This is a genomic window from Desulfovibrio cuneatus DSM 11391 (genome assembly GCF_000430005.1).
GTDB lineage: Bacteria > Desulfobacterota > Desulfovibrionia > Desulfovibrionales > Desulfovibrionaceae > Frigididesulfovibrio > Frigididesulfovibrio cuneatus.
Genome location: NZ_AUCY01000028.1, coordinates 12,208 through 30,933, shown reverse-complemented (window position 1 = coordinate 30,933; position 18,726 = coordinate 12,208). Strand labels below are relative to the sequence as shown.

Here is an 18,726-nt window from a genome sequence, read left to right as displayed (position 1 = left end):
AAATGCCACAACAACCATGCCAAGGCCCACAAGAAGGCGGGCAGGCCCCGCTGTATAAAATTATTTCTTTGACCCACAGTTATGAAACCGCTGGTGAAAGAATACAAGTATTACAAGACATTACCATGCAAATTGAGCAGCAGGAAACCCTTGCCATCGTGGGGGCTTCCGGCTCAGGCAAATCTTCCCTCTTGCATCTGCTGGGAACTCTTGCTAATGCTAATCAGGGCACGATATATTTTGAGGGTATAGACATTGCCGCCCTTTCCGCAGGGGAAAAAGCTCTGCTGCGAAACAGGGACATCGGTTTTGTTTTTCAGTACCATTATATGCTGCCAGAGTTTACCACGCTTGAAAACGTAGCAATGCCTGCCCTTGTTGGGGGCGTGCCACGCCGCCAGGCGTATGAAAAAGCGGGTGCATTGCTTGAACAGGTGGGGCTTACCCACCGGGCAAACTATAATGTTACCTTGCTTTCCGGCGGGGAACGGCAGCGTGCTGCTATTGCCCGCGCAGTTTTGAATGGGCCCAAGGTGTTGCTTGCGGATGAACCCACAGGTAATCTTGATGCGACTACAGGCCAAAAGATAATTGATCTTTTGCTGGAATTGAACCAGCGGCACAAAATGGCTATGGTTGTGGTAACCCACAACATGGAGCTTGCTGCACAAATGGGTAGATGTTTAGAACTTAAGTCCGGAGACTTGTATGATCAAACGCGCTGACCGGTTACACAGCCTCATGCCCCTGCTGGCGCTACTGGCGTTTTGCGGGGTGTTCCTGTTGTCTTCTGTGGTAATTGCCGCAGAAAGAACCGCACAGGGTGGCGGGGCTCCTGTTTTTCTGGTGCTTCCTTTCCAGATTAACGAGGGTTCATCCCTGACCAAGGCCGCTGATGAGCTGCCTGTAACCCTTGCCGAGCAACTGAACAGCCGCGGCATACAAACTGTTTCCCCAGCTACCATGATGCGTCTTCTGCAAGAGCACAAGGTGACCACGCTGGATACGGAAACCGTGCGTAAGCTTGCCCGTGCTGCCGGAGCAACCCATGGTGTTTACGGCAACATTAGCCAATTGGGCGACACATTAAGCGTGGATGCCCGCCTTGTAAGCGCCACCGGGAATGAAAAGCCCCGGCCCGTTTATGTGGAAAAGCACGGCATCAGCACAAGCCTGAACCCTGCGGCCGACGAACTTTCTTCCCGCCTTTCCAACGTGTTTGCCCGCAAAGGTTCCCTTGCTGGTGTTGAAGTGCGCGGTACCCGTGTGCTTGACCCCGAAGTGGTGCTGATGCGCATTAACACCAAAAAAGGCGACGCCATTGATTCTTCTGCCATTGACGCAGAAGTGAAGCGCGTGTGGGAGCTGGGGTACTTCAGCGACGTACGCGTTGAAATTGAAAACCGCCCCCAAGGCCCTGTGCTTGTGTACACTGTGGTGGAAAAACCCCGCATTGACAGCGTAAGCGTTGAAGGTTCCAGCGAAGTCAGCGAAGAAGATATTCTTGCTGCGCTGGGGTCCAAAGCCGGTGCCATTGTCAACGACAAGCTCATTGCTGAAGACATCCAGAAAATAATGGAAATGTACCGCAAAAAAGGCTTTTTCCAGGCCAGCGTTACTTCACAAACCCACACCCGCGCCAGCGGTGAAAGTGCCGCAGTTGTCTTCCAGGTCAATGAAGGCAAAGAAATGTACATTCGGGGTGTGAAGCTTACGGGCGTTTCCCAACTGAAAGAAAGCGATGTACGCGACGAAATGCTGCTGAGCGAACGCGGCATGATTTCCTGGATTACAGGCACTGGCGTGCTGAAAGAAGAACTTATTGAGCGCGACACCTCTGCCATTGCCAACTACTACATGAACCGTGGCTTTATGGACGTAACTGTAGGTGCCCCGAATATTGAATATAAAACAGACGGCATTTACATTACCTTCCCCGTTACGGAAGGCCAGCGCTACACTTTGGGCAAAGTTACCTTTGATGGCGACCTCATTGCCCCGGAAGACCAGTTGAAGTCTATGACCGAGCTGCACAAACTGGCAGCCAAAGGCGATTACTTCAACCTGGCTGTTATGCAGGAAGATGCCCGTAAAATCTCCGATTATTACGGCGATTACGGCTATGCCTATGCTGAAGTGAACCCAACCCCCACCAAACAGGGGAACACGGTTGACATTGCCTACAACGTTTTGAAGAAGCAAAAAATTCATGTGCGCCGTGTTACCGTTGAAGGCAACACTAAAACACGTGACAACGTTATTCTGCGTGAAATGCGCGTGACAGACGGCCAGCAGTTTGATGCCAGAAAGCTTCGCCGCAGTACTGAGCGCCTGAATAAACTGGGCTACTTCGAAACTGTGGAAACAGAGCTTGTGGCTACTGAATCTCCTGACGAAGCCGATTTGAAAGTAAAAGTGAAAGAGCGTCCCACTGGCGCACTCATGGCTGGTATTGGCTACTCCACCTTCTCTAAAGTTGGCGTAACCGGTACAATCATGGAAAACAACCTGTGGGGCAAAGGCTATCAGGTTTCTTTGCAGGCTGCCACTTCTGGCCGCCGCGATGCGCTGACCTTCTCCTTCACCAACCCGCGCTGGAACGACACACCCCTTTCTGTGGGTACCGACATTTACCACTGGCGTGACGACTATATTGATTACCGCAAGCGTACCACTGGTGGCGTTTTGCGCTTCGCTTACCCCCTGGGTGAATACACCTCTCTTGGTTGGGGCTACCGCGCAGACTTCTACAAGCTGTACGATGTAGAAGATGATGCTTCCAAGCTTATCCGCGACTACGCCACTGGCGACCGCATAAGCAGCGTACTGTTTACCCGTGTGGTGCGCGACACCACAGACCAGTTGCGCCCCACTACCGGGAACATTGACAAGCTTGGTGTGGAATACGGCGGTGGCATTATTGCAGGCGATGACGACTTCATTACCGTTACTGCCGAACACCAAACCTACTACGAACTGATGCGTAACCACGTGCTGCATGGCCGCGTGAAGGGCTCTGCCATATTCACCAACGGCTCCGACGAAGTACCTGTGTTTGAACGCTTCTGGATGGGTGGCATGGAATCTGTTCGTGGTTACGACAGCCGTTCCATCGTTCCGCGTGACCCAGAAACAGGCGACCGCATTGGTGGTACCAGAATGGCCTTTGCCAACTTTGAATACATCTGGACATTCAGCAATGAATTCGGCCTGAACTTGGTACCGTTCTTTGACGTGGGCTTTAACGTTGATAAGGACCACGACTACAACTGGTCTGACGAAATCAAACGGTCATACGGTGCTGAACTTCGTTGGCGCTCCCCTATGGGTGACCTGCGCTTTGCCTACGGTATTCCTATGGATGACAACCGTAACGGCAAACGCGACAGCGGTCGCTTTGAATTCTCCATGGGCCGTTTCTTCTAGACCATCATCCCGCTTAGCATAACAACGGGGTGGAAGCCATTGGCTTCCACCCCGTTTTGTATGGAATGGGTTGCGGTTGGAATGCTAACCCTATGGCCAATTGAAAGCATTGCAGAAAGGGAACCACAGAGCGTTTACTTTCCTGCTTTGTGGAAAAGTACACGCTCTGTGGGGGTAAGCGGAATCATTCCTATGGGGTAGTGGGCTTGGGAGGCAGAACTTCCCTAAGAACATGCTACCGCAGTACATTTGAAATGTTCTGTGGACGCGTAGCGGACACTCGCGAAGCATGTTGTTTTATTCTATTATCACCTTGAGTTATGTTGAGTTGCCCATGTGTATTACGGAAAATGAAGACAACTTTTCAAAGGTAAAATGCTCTAATGTATACTTTCAAAGGGAATCAGTACTAGGCTTGCTGGGGCACCTATTGGTGGTTACATGGCCCGGCCATGGGGCCAGCCTGCCCGTGGATTGGTAATTGGAGAATAAATTCTGCCCCGCCCTCCGGCCTGTTGTGGCAGGTTATGCTGCCCCCCAGTTTTTCCATAATGGAGAAGCAAATGGAAAGGCCAAGCCCAGTGCCTTCACCCGGTGCTTTTGTGGTGAAGAAGGGGTCAAACAGGTGTTCCACCCGGCCTTCTGGCAGGCCAGGGCCTGTATCTTGTACGCGGATGACGGCATTATTGTCTTCAATTGCCGTAACCACCGTCACTGTGCCGTCGTGTCCAATGGCATCAAGGGCATTGTCCACCAGGTTCAACACCACCTGTTGCAGTTGTCCCACATCCACCAGCACGCGCGGGCTAGGGCTTGCCAGCACCTGTTGAATGAGAATGCTTCTATGGCTGGCCTCATTCTGCAAAAAGCCAATAGCCTGTTCCACCATGGGGTTCAGCAGCATGCTTTCCGGGTTGGGGTTTACGCTGCGGGCAAAGCCAAGCAGCCTGTGGGTAACGTCCTTGGCCCTGTCCACATGCTGTTCAATTTTCCCTGCGGAAGTGGTGATGTCGTTGTAATGCACCATGTTTTCCGGCTTTTCGTCTTCCATCAGGTCTTTAATCCACCCGGCTGTTTCACGAATCAGCATAAGGGGGTTGTTAATTTCATGGGCAACCCCGGCAGCCATTTTCCCCAGGGCCGCCATTTTGCCGGTTTGCAGGAGCGAGGCATTGAGGGTGGCTTTTTCCTTGTCAGCCGCCTCCAGCCTGCTCACCAGCATGCGGGTAATGAACCATGTGCTAAAGCCCAGGGCCAGCATGCCAAGAAGAATGCCAATGGCAGCAAAAAAGCGGGTGCGCCACAACAGGGTTAGGTGTTCTGAAGGGTCTTCCGCCACTACAAGGGACCATTGGGCATGCACCAGGGGGATTTTGGCAAACAGCATTTCTTTGTTACCCAGTGTGCCGCGGAAAGAAAGCTCCTTGTGGGCAGGCATACCAAGGTTTGCCTTGGTCATTAGGGCACCTGCCATGCGGGAATTGGTTTGCAGAATGTTGTCGGCATTAATAACAAAGGCATCGCCCTGAGCACTTAGCTTGCTTGCCTGCACAATGGAATTGAACACTTCAGAATCGATGGTGGCGCGCAGAATCCAGGAGCGGTCCCCTTCATGGCGCATTATGGCAATACTAATGTGCGGAAACTGGCGAAAACCCATGAAGACATCGCTTACATACACACCGTGTCGCTGCACAGCCTGAAACCACAATTCGTTTTTGTAGTTCGCATGGCGCACAGCATAGGCCCCGGCATAGGCCACATGGGTGCCGTCCATGTCTATCACACCAAGGTCAACGTAAGACTGGGAATAGTGCTGCAACACCCGCAGCACTTCAGCCAGTTTGCCTTCCCTGGTGAGTTCTTCATAGTTATAGAAGCTTGCCAGGTAATTGAGCTGGGCAATGCGCTCTTCAAAAAAAACATCAATGCTGCGGGCCTTGGCCTGGGCAACGTTTTCAACCTCGCGAATGGTTTTTTCGTGGTATAAACTGGTAAATTGATTGGGAATGAGTATGCCCACCAGTAGCATGGGTACCAGGGCAAAGCATAAGGTCATGCCAAGAATGCTGGCACGCAAGCGCCGATAGTTTTGACTACTGGTCATGGTTCCCCTGTTTCATGTGAAAGGTGGGTCCCTTTATGAACACGGTGTGCCTCAAATGTCTTTGAGAGCATGTCCCCTTTGGCAATGGACGCTCATAAAGGAACCATCGCTCGTGGTTTTCCTATACATGGCAAATGGAAGTTCTACAAGCAACAGGCCTTGCCAATAAAAGTACGCTGAGTACCTTGTAGACAGGTCTAGTCAAACACAAAAAATATCGCCTTTCCTTGTGCTATGGAGATAACATCCCGTGTTGGTCAACCTTTCTAAAAACTCAACACAAAGCATACAGGTTGGCTTTAGTCTTCCGGCTCTCCGGCATGTGGGCGTATTGCCGGGCTGAGCATAAGGGAAAGGTAGGTGGGCGTTGCCGGGGCGTTATCCAGCCCCACCGCAATGTGTTCGCCCTCCAGCCCAAGGCGCGAGGCAAACACAGCCGTTTCCGCACGGCCTGTGTTTCTCAGGGCCGTATAAATGGCCTGTGCGTTGCGGTAGGTTTTAAGAATCACGGCGCTATCAGCATGGTGCAGGGCGTTTTCCAGGGCAGCTCCATCGTTAATGCCAGGGGCCAGCAGCAGTGTTTCGCTGCCTTCACACAGCACCGTCAGGCTTTTTGCTGCGGCTGCCTGGTAGGAGGTAATGCCGGGAATCACTTCCACCTGCAATTCTGGGGCAGTGGCTTGCAGGGTGCGCAGCAGGTAGCCAAAGGTGCTGTATATCAGGGGGTCGCCAAGGGTCAGGAACACAGCGTTTTTGCCTTGGCGCAAATGGGTGGCGGTTATGGCGGCGTTTTCTTCCCAGGCTTGTTCCAGCTCGGTTTGGTTGCGTGTCATGGGAAAGTTCAGGCGCAGTACTTGTGCATGGGGGGAAAGGTGCTGGGCGGCAATGCCATGGGCAATGGAATGTTCATTGCGTGAAGAGGCCGCAGCAAGAATAATATCAGCTCGTTGCAGGGCACGTATTGCCCGCAGGGTAATAAGGTCTGGGTCGCCCGGGCCAACGCCAATGCCATAGAGTACGCCAGGGGCGGGGGAAGCATGATTCATGGGGAAAAAGCCTTACGGTTATGCCGTGTTGCGGCGGGGTTGAGTGGGTGCCAGGGCACGCCGAACGCATTTGTACATGAGAGTGTGCTACAGTGCAAATATTCCTATTTTCGCTCTTACGGCGGGTTGGATGCTTTGGCGGCATAGCCGCCTTCGCCCCGCCGCATCGCTCCACGGCTCGCTACGCTCGCGACTGCCGTCTATTTTCTTCCGCTCTTACGGCGGGTTGGATGCTTTGGCGGCATAGCCACCTTCGCCCCGCCGCATCGCTCCACGGCTCGCTACGCTCGCGACTGCCGTCGGCTTTAGGGGAACAGCCCTGAAAGGAAGAGTTTCTTCTGCTTAAAAAAGTGAAGTAACGCCGCCAAACGAAATAAATCAGCGTTGTATTAGGGTGTAACCCTGCCAGGCAGGGGGGGCAGTTGTGGGTATAAAAACTGGTGCAGGGCTTCCACGGCGTCCACACTTTGGGGACTGGGGCGAGAAAAAAGGTGTTCCGGCACAGCAAGCCAGCGTCCGGTGGCCACAGCCCGCAGCGTTTGGAAGTGCGGGCGCTGGGTGGGGGGCAGGGCGGCCTTGTTCATGGGGCCTTGCTGCATTACATACACATCCGGGTCAAGGGCGGGCAGGGTTTCTTCATTCACCCGGGCCATGGCTTGGGTATGGGCTTCCAGCACATTGCGTCCCCCGGCATGGGTAAGCACATCATGCAGCATGCCCCCGGCCCCGGCCCCCAGCAGGTTGGGGTAGCGTATTTCAAAAAAAACGCTGGGCTTGTGGCCTGCCTCTTGCCAGCGGGCTGCCACTGCATCAAGGCGCTGGCGCAGGGCGGCAATGCGCTGTTGTGCTTCTGCTTGGGCCCCGGTAAGAATCCCAAGGCGCTGTATGCAGGAAAACATGGCCTCAAAGGAATCCAGCCGGAAGCGCGCCACGGCAAAGCCAAGGCGCTCCATGTGCAGGGCAGCCTGGTCTGCTTCTTCCCTGCCCAGGGGAATAAGTACCATGTCTGGGGCCAGGGCCACGGCAACCTCAAGGTTGGGGCGCATGTGGGTGCCAATAACCGGGGCGCTTTGCGGGGCGGCATCGTCGTTATTGGTGCGGGCGGCAATGGTGGCCCCTTTCCCTATGTGCACAAGCATTTGGCTGAACGCCGCGTACATGGGTACAATGCGGGTGGCCGGGGCTGCCAGGGTTACTGTATTTCCGGCGTCGTCCTGAATGGTATAGGGGGACACGGGCAGCACTGGAGGTGGCGGTGTGATTTCTTCTGCGGCACTGGCTGGGAGTATGGTTCCACCACAGGCCAGAAGCAGGGTAAAGATAAGGGCTATAGCGTTGCCAAACCTGAGTTTGCACTGGCTATTCCAGGGAGTGATTTTGGGCATGGATGGAAAATAATCGTTATTCATGCGGTAGTTTTGGCGTATGGGTGGGGGCAGTAAGCAAGGCTTGGGGTGCCCCGGTTGCCGGGTGGGTGATAAGGGTTATGGGGGTTTCGTACACCTGTTCCAGCACAGCCTGGGTAAACACTTCCTGCACGGTGCCTTGTGCTACTATATGGCCCTTTTGTAAAAAAATGAGGCGGGTGCAATAGCTGGCGGCAAGGTTAATGTCGTGCAGGGCTGCCACTACCCCCAACTGGTGTTGGTGCACACGCTGGGCCAGCATGTGCATCATGGTTACCTGGCAGGCAGGGTCCAGGCCTGCGGTTACTTCATCCAGCAACAGCAAGGGAGCTTCTTGGGCCAGGGCGCGGGCAAGCAGTACCCTTTGTAATTCGCCGCCGGAAAGGTGGCTGATAAAGCGCTGCCCAAGGTGCTGGGCCCCTGCTGCGGCAAGGCTGCGCCACACCACGTGGTTGTCGCGGCTGGTGTAACCCCCTAAAAATGGGGTGTGGGCATAGCGCCCCATGCGGGCAAAGGCGAAGGCCGTTAGCATGGGCAGGCTTGCCACCCGTTGGGGCATAAAGGCCACACGCTGTGCCCGGCTGCGGGCCGAAAGGGCGTGTACGGGCGTTTTCCCAAGGCACACCGTGCCCTGCCGGGCAGGCACCAGCCCGGTGCAGCAGCCAAGCAGAGTGCTTTTGCCACTGCCATTGGGACCAAGTACCCCCACGAACTCACCGGGAAAGATAGCTAGGCTGAGCTCTTGCACGGCAGGGGGGCTATTTATGTGCTGCGCGGTACTCTTGTAGTAGACGGTGAGGTTGCTTGCCTGAAGCAGAGGGGGTGAAGTGCTGTTACGTCTTGTTTCACGGGTAGAAGGAGCTGTGGGTGTGGCAGAATCCTTTGAAGCAGGGAGCAGGCCAGGGGATAGGGCAGGGGGTTGCGTGGGCTGGGCCTGTGGCAGTAAGGGGCGGGCTGCGTTTTTGTTTTTGCGGGCCAGCAGGTAGCAAAAAAAAGGCCCCCCTAGCATGGCAGTTACTACCCCCACGGGCAGTTCAACCCCACCGGGCAGCACGGTGCGGGCCAGCACGTCTGACCACACAAGCAGAACGCCCCCCAGCCCGGCACTTAAGGGGAGCAGGGCGCGGTGCCCGGCCCCGGTAATGCTACGGGCCATGTGGGGCACTACCAGCCCTACAAAGCCGATAATGCCGGAAACAGCTACACACGCCGCAGCCACGGTGCTTGCCGCCAACAGCAAGGCAAGGCGGGTGGGCACAGGGGCCAGGCCCAGGGTGGCGGCGGCTGTGTCCCCCAGGGAAAGCAGGTCCAGTTCACGGTACAGGGCCAGCAGGCAAAGCCCCCCCAACGTGACAAGGGGCAGGGCCAGGTGCAGTTCCCCCCAGCCCCGGCCCTGAAAGCTGCCCATAATCCAAAATACAATGCCTGTTACGGAAGATTCGTCCAGGGCCTTTACCAGGGAAATAAGGGCGGCAAGAAAAGCGGAAACCACAACCCCGGCCAGCACCAGGGTTTCACGCGTAAGGCCCCCGGCCTGACGGCTTACCCCAAGCACTGTGGCCAGGGCCGCACCTGCCCCGGCCAGGGCAAACAGGGCAATGCCAAACCCCCCGGCAAAGGCTGCCAGCCCCAGGCTGATGGCCAGGGCTGCCCCAAATGCCGCCCCGCTGGAAACCCCAAGGGTAAAGGGGTCTGCCAGGGGGTTACGCAATATGCCTTGAAATGCCGTGCCAGCAAGGGCCAGCCCAGCCCCGGCGGCAAAGGCCAGCAGTACCCGTGGCAGGCGCAATTGCCACACCACTTGCATGACAGCTTCCGGGGGCAGGGCTACTTGGGTACCGTCGGGCATGGTGCCTATGCTGGCAAGGCTGCCTAAAGCAAGGGTGTGCCCCAACGCTTCCCCCAAGCCATGCCACAGTGCATTCCCCACAGCGTGCAAGGGCAGGTGCAAAGGGCCAAAGGCCGGGGCAGCCATAAGGGAAAACAGCACAAGGGCGGCAAGGCCCCCCCAAATAAACAGGCGGTTGGTTATAAGGTGCAGGCCGGGGCACGAAGTGTTGTGGGCTTCAGGCTGGGGCATTACTGATTTTCCAGCGCCTGTAACGCGGCAGTGGCATGGCTGGTAAAGCGCGTGGCAACTTGCGGCAGGGCAAACAGGCCCACGGTGTGGGGCCGCACGGTAAACCCGGCAGCCGTTAGTTGCGTTGCCCAGCTTTCAGCCCCGGAGCCGAAAATGTCGTTGCGGGCATGGTCACCCACGGTGCCCAGCAGGGGGGCCAGCCACACAGTGGTCACTTTTTTGGCCTTCAGTGCCGCAATAATGGTTTTTGGGGAAGAAGTGGAGGCCCCTTCAAGAGTGCCCACAAAAGTAAGAGGGGATTCTGTCCAAAGTGCTGCTTGCAGGGCAGGGTAGGCCAGCCCCCCAGGCCCGGCGGCCCCATGGCCCACAAATACAGCCGCTTCTTGCGGGGTGCGTTGGGGGGGCAGGCTGGCAAGCAGGGCGGCGGCTACCGGGGCTACATCTTCTTCCGCACCCAGCAGGGGGGCACCAATGCTTATGCGCTGTATGCCCTTGGGCAAGTTGGCAAAACGCTGGGCAATGGTGCCCATGCTTTCAAATTCCAGGCCAGGGGTAATGTGCAGCGACTGCACTGCCACATGGGTAACCCCCTGGGTGGAGAGGGCAGCCAGCACTTCTGGCAGCATTTTTGCGTCTTGCCCGCGCTGTTGCAGTACTCTGGTCACATGGGCAGAAGTAAAGGCAACCAGCACAGGCACTTCAGGATGCTTTCTGGCAATGCTTTCCTGGATAAGGGCCACGGGGTTTGCCTCTTCTGTCATGGTAGAGCCAAAATAGGCCAGTACCAGCGCTGTTTTGGGGGCTTTGGGTGGGGTGGCTTGCCCTGCCTTGGGTGCCATAAGGGGCAGGCAAAAAAGAATGAAAAAAGACACAACAGTGAACAGGAAAAACTTTCTGCCCATGGTGTGAAAACGGTGCATAAACAACTCCCGGTTGCGGGCGGCGCTGCGCCCGGCGTGCGGGGCCGGTGAAGAAAAAAGAAAAGAACCTTTCTACGCCAAAACGTAAAAAGGTTCCCGTATTATTCCTTTTTCTGGTTCCGCGTGGCAAAAGGCCCCGTTGCACGCGGTGGTGTCCAGTTCAGGCAGGTCTTCCGGCTTTCTTTATACACGCATTCCGCCTTCCCGGTTACCCAGTGGCATGTGTGAAATGCGCTTGGCTTGCATGGCCAAAAAGATTACGGCGGCGGGTCCGCTCTCGTTTTTCACGAGATTCCCTTTCACCCGGCAAGAGCCTGGTGAACCTCTGGTGGCAGAGGACTCCTGAATTCAAGGGGGAGTATAGCGGCAGGGGTAGGGTGCGTCAAGGAAAACACTGCTCCCCAGCGGGAAAACCCTGTATGAGGGGGTGTTGCTTTTTTACAGGCAAGGCTTACTTGTACAATAGTGGTATAGCCCACAGTGCCGCACAAGGCACTTTCTCCTTTATGCTCACGGCTATTCATTTTGTAATTAACCTGTGCTACGGCACTGTATATAAGGAATTTATATGGAAAAGAAGCTGAGAACTGTAATTTCTGTGAATAAAGAGCTGTGCATTGGTTGTGGCAAGTGCGTGTTGAAATGCCCTGGCGGTGCCTTGGCTATTGCTAATGGCAAAGCCCATGTTGTTTCTGATATTTTTTGCGACGGCCTTGGCAAATGCATTGGCAGGTGCCCCACTGGGGCGTTGACGCTTTCCCAGCGGAAAGTGGAAGACTATGATGCAGTAGCCGCGCGTGAAAATAAGCAGGCTATTATGCAAACTCGCGTGGGTGAAGACGTTGGGCAGGACTATGCGCGTGCTACGCATAAACAATATGGTCACCATGACCTACCTGTTGACAAGCATCATAAGCATGCCGACGGTTCCGAGTGTTGCGGTGGCAAGGACAAGCACCATAAGCATGCCGACGGTTCTGAGTGTTGCGGTGGCAAGGACAAGCACCACGAAGAACATCATGATAAACATAAAGGCAAGCACGGGCACCATGAATGCTGCGGCGGCAAAGACAAGCACCACAAACATGCAGATGGTTCCGAGTGTTGCGGCGGCATTGGCAAGGTATTGGTAAGCAAGTTCCCGCAGTCCATGGCCGTGCGCCCGGGGCTTGCGGCTGCCATGCCGGGCAAACGCCCTGCCTTTAACCGCTGGCCTGTTAAGGTGCGCCTTGCTCCTGCGGAAGCTTCCTGGCTGCAAGGAGCTGCTGTGCTGGTGGCGGCAGACTGCGCCATGGCTGTGGCCCCGTGGCTGCATGAGCGGCAAAAACAAGGGGAAGTACTGCTTATTGGTTGCCCCAAACTGGAAGGGAAAGATGCCCTGCATGAAGCGCTGACTGAGCTGTTCCGTACTGCTCGCCCCCGTAGTGTGGCTGTGGCCCGTATGGAAGTACCCTGCTGCCAGGCGCTGGTGCATGCCTGCACCGAGGCGCTTGAAGACAGCGGCATTGCCGTGCAGGCGAATATCCTGGAAGTGGTTACTATTCCTGAATAGGTATTTGATTATAAAAATACGTGCGGAAGTATTCTCTGCATTTATGTACCGCAAAACCACTCAAGTAAGGAAACCCCTTGCTATGGGTGGTTTTGTGTTTTTTGGTGTGCACATTGGCGTATTGTTGATGTATACTATTGTATGTATGTTGTATGTGGCAATACCACCCATTTCCAGGGGGAATGCTATTGACATGAGCAAAAAGTATGGCATGGTGTTGTGCTGTGCACATTTTTACATGGTATTTTCTGCTTTTGCCTTGGGGTGTGGGCAGGGCCACAGGCATGTTTTTTTGTGTATCGCAAATTTTGTACGTAAAGGGGCTTACTATGCGAGTTATAAAAAGTATTGTTCTTTCTGCACTGCTGGTGTGCGGCGCTGCCGGCACGGCTTTTGCCACCAATGGTTTGTTGCTTGAAGGGTATGGCCCGGTAAGCCATGCCATGGGTGGTACTTCCATGGCCTTTGATAACGGGGCCGCAGCCATGACCAACAACCCCGCCACCCTTGGCCTTGCACCGGAAGGCAACCGCATTGATATTGCCGTGGGCATGTTGCGGCCCAATGTACGCTGGGACATGGGCCAAGGCATGAGCGAGCGTTCAGACTCCCGGAGCTTTGTGATGCCTGCTGTTGGCTATGTGCGCCGCCAGGGCGACTGGGCCTATGGCATTGGGGCCTATGCCCTTGGTGGTATGGGAACAGATTATCCCGATGCAGGCATGTATTCCCAGTTGGTGGTGGGTAAAGTATTATTACCCATTGCCTATAACATTTCCGACAAGCTTACCGTGGGTGGTACCCTGGAATATATTAAGGCCGACATGGATTTGGTCATGACAGACCCCCAGTACGGTATGCGTATTTTTGATTTTCGTGATGGTTCCGACTTTACCGGGGCCACTTCCGGCTGGGGTGTTTCCGGCAAGCTGGGCATTACCTACAAGCTGCATGAGCGCGTTACCTTTGGTTCCGCCTACCAGTTCAAAGGGGAACTGAGCGACCTGACAGGCGATGGCGCACGAGTGAAAAACCTGAACATGCCTGCCTCCTGGAGTGCTGGTTTTGCTGTGAAACCCTTTGAAAATGTGATGCTCACAGCCGACTATACCCGCATTTTCTGGTCTGATGCCATGAAAACACTGCACGTAAGCCAAGGCAACATAGCCATGCCCTTGAAGCAGAACTGGAAAGACCAGGACGTGTTGGCCCTTGGGGTGGCTTGGGATATTCTTCCCCAGCTCACCTTGCGCGGGGGGGTAAACTTTGCCAACAACCCAATTCAAGATAACGTTGTGCCCCTGTTCCCGGCCATTATCCGCAACCACTACACCACTGGTTTTGGCTACCGCTTTAATGAAAATCATTCTGTGGATGCCAGCTTTGGGTATGCCCCCAAAGTGGAAGTAAGCAACGGTGCACCTTTCACGGGCACTGTTTCCCATTCGCAGACGACTTCCCAGCTTATGTATAGCATCAAATTTTAAGGAAACGCTGATTTTTCCGTTTGGCTGCGTTACATCACTTTTTTTGAAGTAGTCGAGGACGGAAGAGTCCACTCCTACTTCAAAAAAAGCTCGTGCCTTGCCAAACGAAAAACTGAGCGTTTCCTTAAAGAAACACGTAATTAGTGTTTCCCTACTATTTATAGAATGCTTTTAGAGCTATTAATGAAAAAAGGGAGCAAGGCCGTCATGGCTTTGCTCCCTTTTTCTTGTTCTGCCACCCGTACCCTAAAGCCGACGGCAGTCGCGAGCGTAGCGAGCCGTGGAGCGACAAGGCGGGGCGAAGGTGGCTACGCCACCGAAGCATATTCCCTGCCGCATGAGCGAAAGAAGTCGACTGAGTCTTTCCGTTACATTTTTGCGGCGTACTTTTCCTTATACCCTCGCGGAGTAAGCATGCGTGCCCCGTTGCCCCAGGCCAGGGGGGTGGCCCCGGTGCCTGGCACAATGCGTGTTTGGCTGTTGCCAACAATGAGCAGGCTGAACATATCAATGGCTTCAATGTCCACAGCGCCCAATGGCTCAATGCGCACTTCCTGTTCCGGCCGGGCCACCATGCGGGCTATGCCTACCGGTGTGCTGGTGGGCAGGTGTTGCCCTGCAATGGCAAGGGCTGTGGGCAGGTGCGACTGCCGGCGCTTGGAACGCGGGTTATACAGCACCGTGACAAAATCCGCAGCAAAGGCGGCATGTAAGCGTTTTTCAATGGTAGCAATGGGGGTGAGCAGGTCGGAAAGGCTGATGCAGGCAAAGTCGTGCATAAGGGGGGCACCCAGCAGGGCTGCGGCAGCGCACACCGCAGGTACCCCAGGCACCACGTTGAACTCTATGTTTGTTTTGGCAGGGGCTTCCGCTTCCAGCAGTTCCAGCACCAGCCCGGCAAGGGCGTAAATGCCGGGGTCGCCGGAACACACCACCACGGTATCTCTGCCACTGTAAGCTGCGGCAATGGCGGCCTTGGCCCGTTCCACCTCACCCATCATGCCTGTGGCAATAATTTCTTTGCCTGCCTGCACGGCAGGGTCAACCAGGGCAACATAGGCATTGTAGCCCACCAGCACCTGGCACTGGGTAAGGGCATGCAGGGCTTGCGGGGTAAGCAGGGCCGGGCTGCCGGGGCCAAGGCCAATAACAGTTAGGTGGGCTGGCCGTTGTGCGGCGGGAGTGTGTGTATTCATAATAACCTTATGGTGTTCATTCGCCCGTGGGCATGGCTCTTTACTATGGTATGGATATGTATTGGGGGACAGCGTCCCCTAAGAAAATTCAATGCGCAAAGACCTCTCCTCAGCGTTCCCTGCATTGCCCTGTGGCCGGGGCTGCCAGAGCAACAGTAACGCCAAAAAAGACGGTTTTGGGCAGCACCAGCAGGCTGTGTTCCCCTGCGGCTGCCAGGGCTGCGGCCTCGCTTACCCCTGGCACGCCAAAGCGTTCCTGTGCCTTGGGGGAAAAGGAAGGCCCAGGGCGGTTGGCCAGGGTGGGGGCATCAAAAAATTGCAGGGGCAGGCCCAAGGCTTTGGCCGCTTGCAAAAGGCCTTGTTCGTCGTGCTTTGCTGTAAGGCTGGCGAGGCCTGCAAGGCTTTGCGGCAAAATACCTGCCTTGTGGCAGGCCAGGGCAATGGCACCCACAATGCGCTGCATGGAAGTGCCCCGCGTGCACCCCACCCCGGCATAAATCATGCGCGGGCATAACACAAGGTGTGGGGCAGGCAGGGGTGTGCGGGCCGGGGTTACTGCCACACAGGTGTGAGTGGTCATGCTGGCCCATTGGTGCAGCATGTGGGCTTCTTCCCTGGCGGGGCATAAGGGAAATGGCAGTGTGTTGTGCCACAGGGGCGAAAAATGGTGGTTGTTATCGCTTTCCGGGGAAAGGAGCAGGCTGTGCGGGTCGAACAGGCCCACAGGGGTGCCCGCTACCAGAGCGGCATTGGGGTAGCGCAGGCGCTCCGTGTGAGGAATAAACATACCTGCCATGTCTGCCAGTACGTCAATGGCAGGCACCCCGGCCACATCTGTGGCGGTGGTAATAACCGGCTCTGCCCCCAGGTGGCTTGCCAGTTGGCAGGCATACTGGTTTGCCCGGCCCAGATGGCCTGAAAGCAGGCTGATAACATGGCGGGCGTTTTGGTCCAGCACCAGTACAGCAGGGTCTTTAGTTTTTGACTGGATAAGGGGTGCAAGGCAGCGCACGGCAATGCCCGTGGCCCCAATAATAATATGGCAGCGAAACTGGCTGAACGTTTCCTGCAAACACGCCTTGAAGGCAGAAAAATAATGGGGTGGGGCGGGCTGTTCCCCCGGCAGGGCATGAAGGAAGGGGGGTATTGTGTTTCTACTTGCTGTCCCTGTCCCAACAGAAGCCGCTTGGGCCACAGGTTTCAGGCTTTCTGCCAAATACGGCGTGGCCCCGGTAATGCGGGCAATGCGTAGGGCCAACAGTGCTCCCTGGGGCGTAAGGGCATACACAGCGCTACGCGGAAAGGGAATGCTGCTTGCCGTAGGGGCTGGCGCGTGTGTTGGGGGAGTGTGCTTGGGCATATAATAGTTGAGAACTTTGAGCGATTGGAGAAATTATGAAAGTTACTTGGGGGACGCTGTCCCCCATACCCCCTGCAAGGGACGTGACGCCCCTTGACCCCCATTTACGTTGAGCTTTTCGCGAAACGTGTATGTAGGGAGCCAAGGGCATTATGCCCTTGGCGGAGGGGGCAGGGGAGGCAGAGCCTCCCCTGGTAACGAGAGCAAGTTCAACGTTGCAATAGTCTCTATTCAGTAAAAGAAGCTGCGGCGACGAGGGTTTTTTTGAAATCGTCATCGCTGTGCACAAAGGAAACCATGGCCGTTTCAAAGGCGGAGGGAGCCAGGTAAATGCCCTGTGCCCGCATGTGCTTGAAGAAGCGGGCGTAGCGTTCAGTGCTGCATTTTTTGGCATCGCCAAAGTTGTGGATGGGGCCTTGCCCAAAGAAAATGGTGAACATGCTGGCGAGGCGGGTAATGGTAACGGGCATGTTTTTGCTGGCAAATATGTTTTCCAGCTCTTGGCACAGGCCTTCTACCTTGTGTTCCAGGGCAGTGTAATCTGCCTTATTCAATTCTTGCAGGGTGGCAATGCCCGCAGCCATGGCCAGGGGGTTACCGGAAAGTGTGCCTGCTTGATAGACACCACCGCTGGGGGCTATGTGGCTCATGTACTGGCGTTTACCGGCATAGGCCCCCACGGGCAGGCCGCCGCCAATTATTTTGCCCATGGTGGTCAGGTCTGGGGTAATACCAAAACGCTGCTGGGCGCCACCAAGGGCAGCCCGGAACCCTGTAATGACTTCATCAAACACAAGCAAACTGCCGTGGGTGTCGCATAGGGCACGCAGCCCTTCCAGGAAGCCGGGCAGAGGCAGCACAAGGCCCATATTGGCTGCGGCTGGTTCTACAAAAACTGCGGCAATGTCTTTGCCATGGGCGGCAAACAGGGCTTTAACGGCCTCAAGGTCGTTGTAAGGGGCCAGCAGGGTGTCTGCCACCACGTTGTCCGGCACACCCGGTGTGCCGGGAATAGAAAGGGTAGCAACGCCGGAACCTGCCGCTGCCAGGAAGGAATCGGCATGGCCGTGGTAGCAGCCTTCAAATTTTACAAACTTGTTGCGTTTGGTGACACCACGGGCCAGACGCAGGGCGCTCATGGTGGCTTCCGTGCCGGAGTTTACCATGCGCACCATGTCCATACCGGGCATGGCAGCAAGCACGGCTTTGGCCAGGGTCACTTCCGCTTCACAAGGGGCACCAAAGCTTGTGCCGTTATCTACCGCATGGTGCAAGGCTGCGCTTACTTTGGGGTGGGCGTGGCCTAAAATCATGGGGCCCCAGGACTGTACGTAATCAATATATGTGTTGCCATCTGCACAGGTAACGTAGGCCCCTTGCCCTTTGGCAATGAACAGGGGCTCGCAGTGAACGCTGGCGCAAGCCCGCACAGGGCTGTTAACGCCGCCAGGGATAATGGTGGAAGCTTCTGCAAACAAGGTAGATGAGTGGCTCATGTGTGTTCCTTCGATTTGGCTTCGTTGGGCGGGGGCAACTATGGATAAGGCGACTAGGTAAGGCCATTGCTGTTATTATGAAAACCACGGTGTTTCAAAACGAACAATGGCTTACATAGTTTTTGGGAAATGTTCAGCGTTTCCTTAAAAGTAGACCATGGAGGTTTTTTTCATCTCCTTCAAACTTTCCAGCACAGCATATTCCTTTAACGGGGTGCTGGCGCGCAGTTCTTCCACTACTTGTAAATACTCTTCCGGGGTGCGGCCGTGTATCATGGTAAAAAATTCATAGGGCCAGTCTTGTGCGGAAGAGGGGCGAAAATAGCAGTGGGAAATGAGGGGGTGCTTGGCTGCCTCCGCTCCAATGGCGTCCACTATATCGTGGGGCACTTTCCAGGCCACCATGGCATTGTGGGTAAAGCCCGCCTTTTGGTGTTTGATGCTGGCCCCGAAACGGCGGATGGACCCTTCCTGCTGCATTGAACGCAAAAGGTGCAGCACTTCTTCTTCCGTTGCGCCGGTTTGGGCGGCAATATCTGCAAACGGGGTGAGTGATTCAGGAATATTTTTCTGCACAATACGTAAAATGGCGCGTTCTTTGTTTGTCCACTGGCGTTCTGCTGCTTGCATGGGGCCTCCTTGGGATATAA

13 protein-coding genes and 1 riboswitch are annotated in these 18,726 nt (G+C 55.4%); of the genes, 4 read left to right on the top strand and 9 right to left on the bottom strand.

Annotated features, from left to right (window positions below):
- The first annotated feature begins 2 nt into the window (after window positions 1–2).
- The gene (locus tag G497_RS0108375) at window positions 3–725 is read left to right on the top strand and encodes an ABC transporter ATP-binding protein (protein WP_051257981.1); all 723 of its coding nucleotides are present in this window, start codon (window positions 3–5) and stop codon (window positions 723–725) included.
- Complete coding sequence (gene bamA / locus G497_RS0108370; protein WP_034637259.1) at window positions 709–3,426, top strand: outer membrane protein assembly factor BamA; 2,718 nt, start codon at window positions 709–711, stop codon at window positions 3,424–3,426. The genes G497_RS0108375 and bamA overlap by 17 nt, the downstream gene beginning before the upstream one ends.
- 427 nt (window positions 3,427–3,853) lie before the next feature.
- Here the strand turns inward: bamA and G497_RS17410 are convergent, their stop codons facing one another.
- From G497_RS17410 to G497_RS17390, 5 genes are all read right to left on the bottom strand, one after another.
- The gene (locus tag G497_RS17410) at window positions 3,854–5,533 is read right to left on the bottom strand and encodes a sensor histidine kinase (protein ID WP_051257977.1); all 1,680 of its coding nucleotides are present in this window, start codon (window positions 5,531–5,533) and stop codon (window positions 3,854–3,856) included.
- A 299-nt stretch (window positions 5,534–5,832) separates the two neighbouring features.
- The gene (cobI, locus tag G497_RS17405) at window positions 5,833–6,579 is read right to left on the bottom strand and encodes a precorrin-2 C(20)-methyltransferase (RefSeq protein WP_034637257.1); all 747 of its coding nucleotides are present in this window, start codon (window positions 6,577–6,579) and stop codon (window positions 5,833–5,835) included.
- Between the two features lie 389 nt (window positions 6,580–6,968).
- Window positions 6,969–7,964 carry an ABC transporter substrate-binding protein gene (locus tag G497_RS17400; RefSeq protein ID WP_051257976.1) on the bottom strand — a complete coding sequence of 332 codons (996 nt, stop codon included), beginning with the start codon at window positions 7,962–7,964 and terminating at the stop codon, window positions 6,969–6,971.
- Window positions 7,965–7,980: 16 nt separating this feature from the next.
- The gene (locus G497_RS20730; protein WP_169726988.1) at window positions 7,981–10,065 is read right to left on the bottom strand and encodes an iron chelate uptake ABC transporter family permease subunit; all 2,085 of its coding nucleotides are present in this window, start codon (window positions 10,063–10,065) and stop codon (window positions 7,981–7,983) included.
- Window positions 10,065–10,985 carry a sirohydrochlorin cobaltochelatase gene (locus G497_RS17390; protein ID WP_051257975.1) on the bottom strand — a complete coding sequence of 307 codons (921 nt, stop codon included), beginning with the start codon at window positions 10,983–10,985 and terminating at the stop codon, window positions 10,065–10,067. Before G497_RS17390 ends, G497_RS20730 begins: the two co-directional genes overlap by 1 nt.
- A 146-nt stretch (window positions 10,986–11,131) precedes the next feature.
- A riboswitch (cobalamin riboswitch) is annotated at window positions 11,132–11,327 on the bottom strand.
- A gap of 226 nt (window positions 11,328–11,553) precedes the next feature.
- Here G497_RS17390 and G497_RS19155 point away from each other — a divergent pair.
- Complete coding sequence (locus tag G497_RS19155) at window positions 11,554–12,537, top strand: ATP-binding protein (protein WP_051257974.1); 984 nt, start codon at window positions 11,554–11,556, stop codon at window positions 12,535–12,537.
- A 329-nt stretch (window positions 12,538–12,866) separates the two neighbouring features.
- Window positions 12,867–14,024 carry an OmpP1/FadL family transporter gene (locus tag G497_RS0108330; protein ID WP_027187805.1) on the top strand — a complete coding sequence of 386 codons (1,158 nt, stop codon included), beginning with the start codon at window positions 12,867–12,869 and terminating at the stop codon, window positions 14,022–14,024.
- A gap of 368 nt (window positions 14,025–14,392) precedes the next feature.
- On the opposite strand, the gene cobJ is transcribed toward G497_RS0108330, so the two are convergent.
- From cobJ to ahbB, 4 genes are all read right to left on the bottom strand, one after another.
- On the bottom strand, window positions 14,393–15,220 hold the full coding sequence (cobJ, locus tag G497_RS0108325; protein ID WP_034637254.1) for a precorrin-3B C(17)-methyltransferase: 828 nt from the start codon (window positions 15,218–15,220) through the stop codon (window positions 14,393–14,395).
- 109 nt (window positions 15,221–15,329) lie between these two features.
- Complete coding sequence (locus G497_RS17380; protein WP_084516135.1) at window positions 15,330–16,580, bottom strand: cobalt-precorrin 5A hydrolase; 1,251 nt, start codon at window positions 16,578–16,580, stop codon at window positions 15,330–15,332.
- A 227-nt stretch (window positions 16,581–16,807) separates the two neighbouring features.
- Entirely contained in the window at window positions 16,808–18,076 is a 1,269-nt protein-coding gene (gene hemL / locus G497_RS0108315) for a glutamate-1-semialdehyde 2,1-aminomutase (protein ID WP_027187803.1), read from the bottom strand.
- A 144-nt stretch (window positions 18,077–18,220) separates the two neighbouring features.
- Window positions 18,221–18,706: a siroheme decarboxylase subunit beta gene (gene ahbB / locus G497_RS0108310; protein ID WP_027187802.1), complete on the bottom strand. Its 486-nt coding sequence runs from the start codon at window positions 18,704–18,706 to the stop codon at window positions 18,221–18,223.
- Window positions 18,707–18,726: the final 20 nt, after the last annotated feature.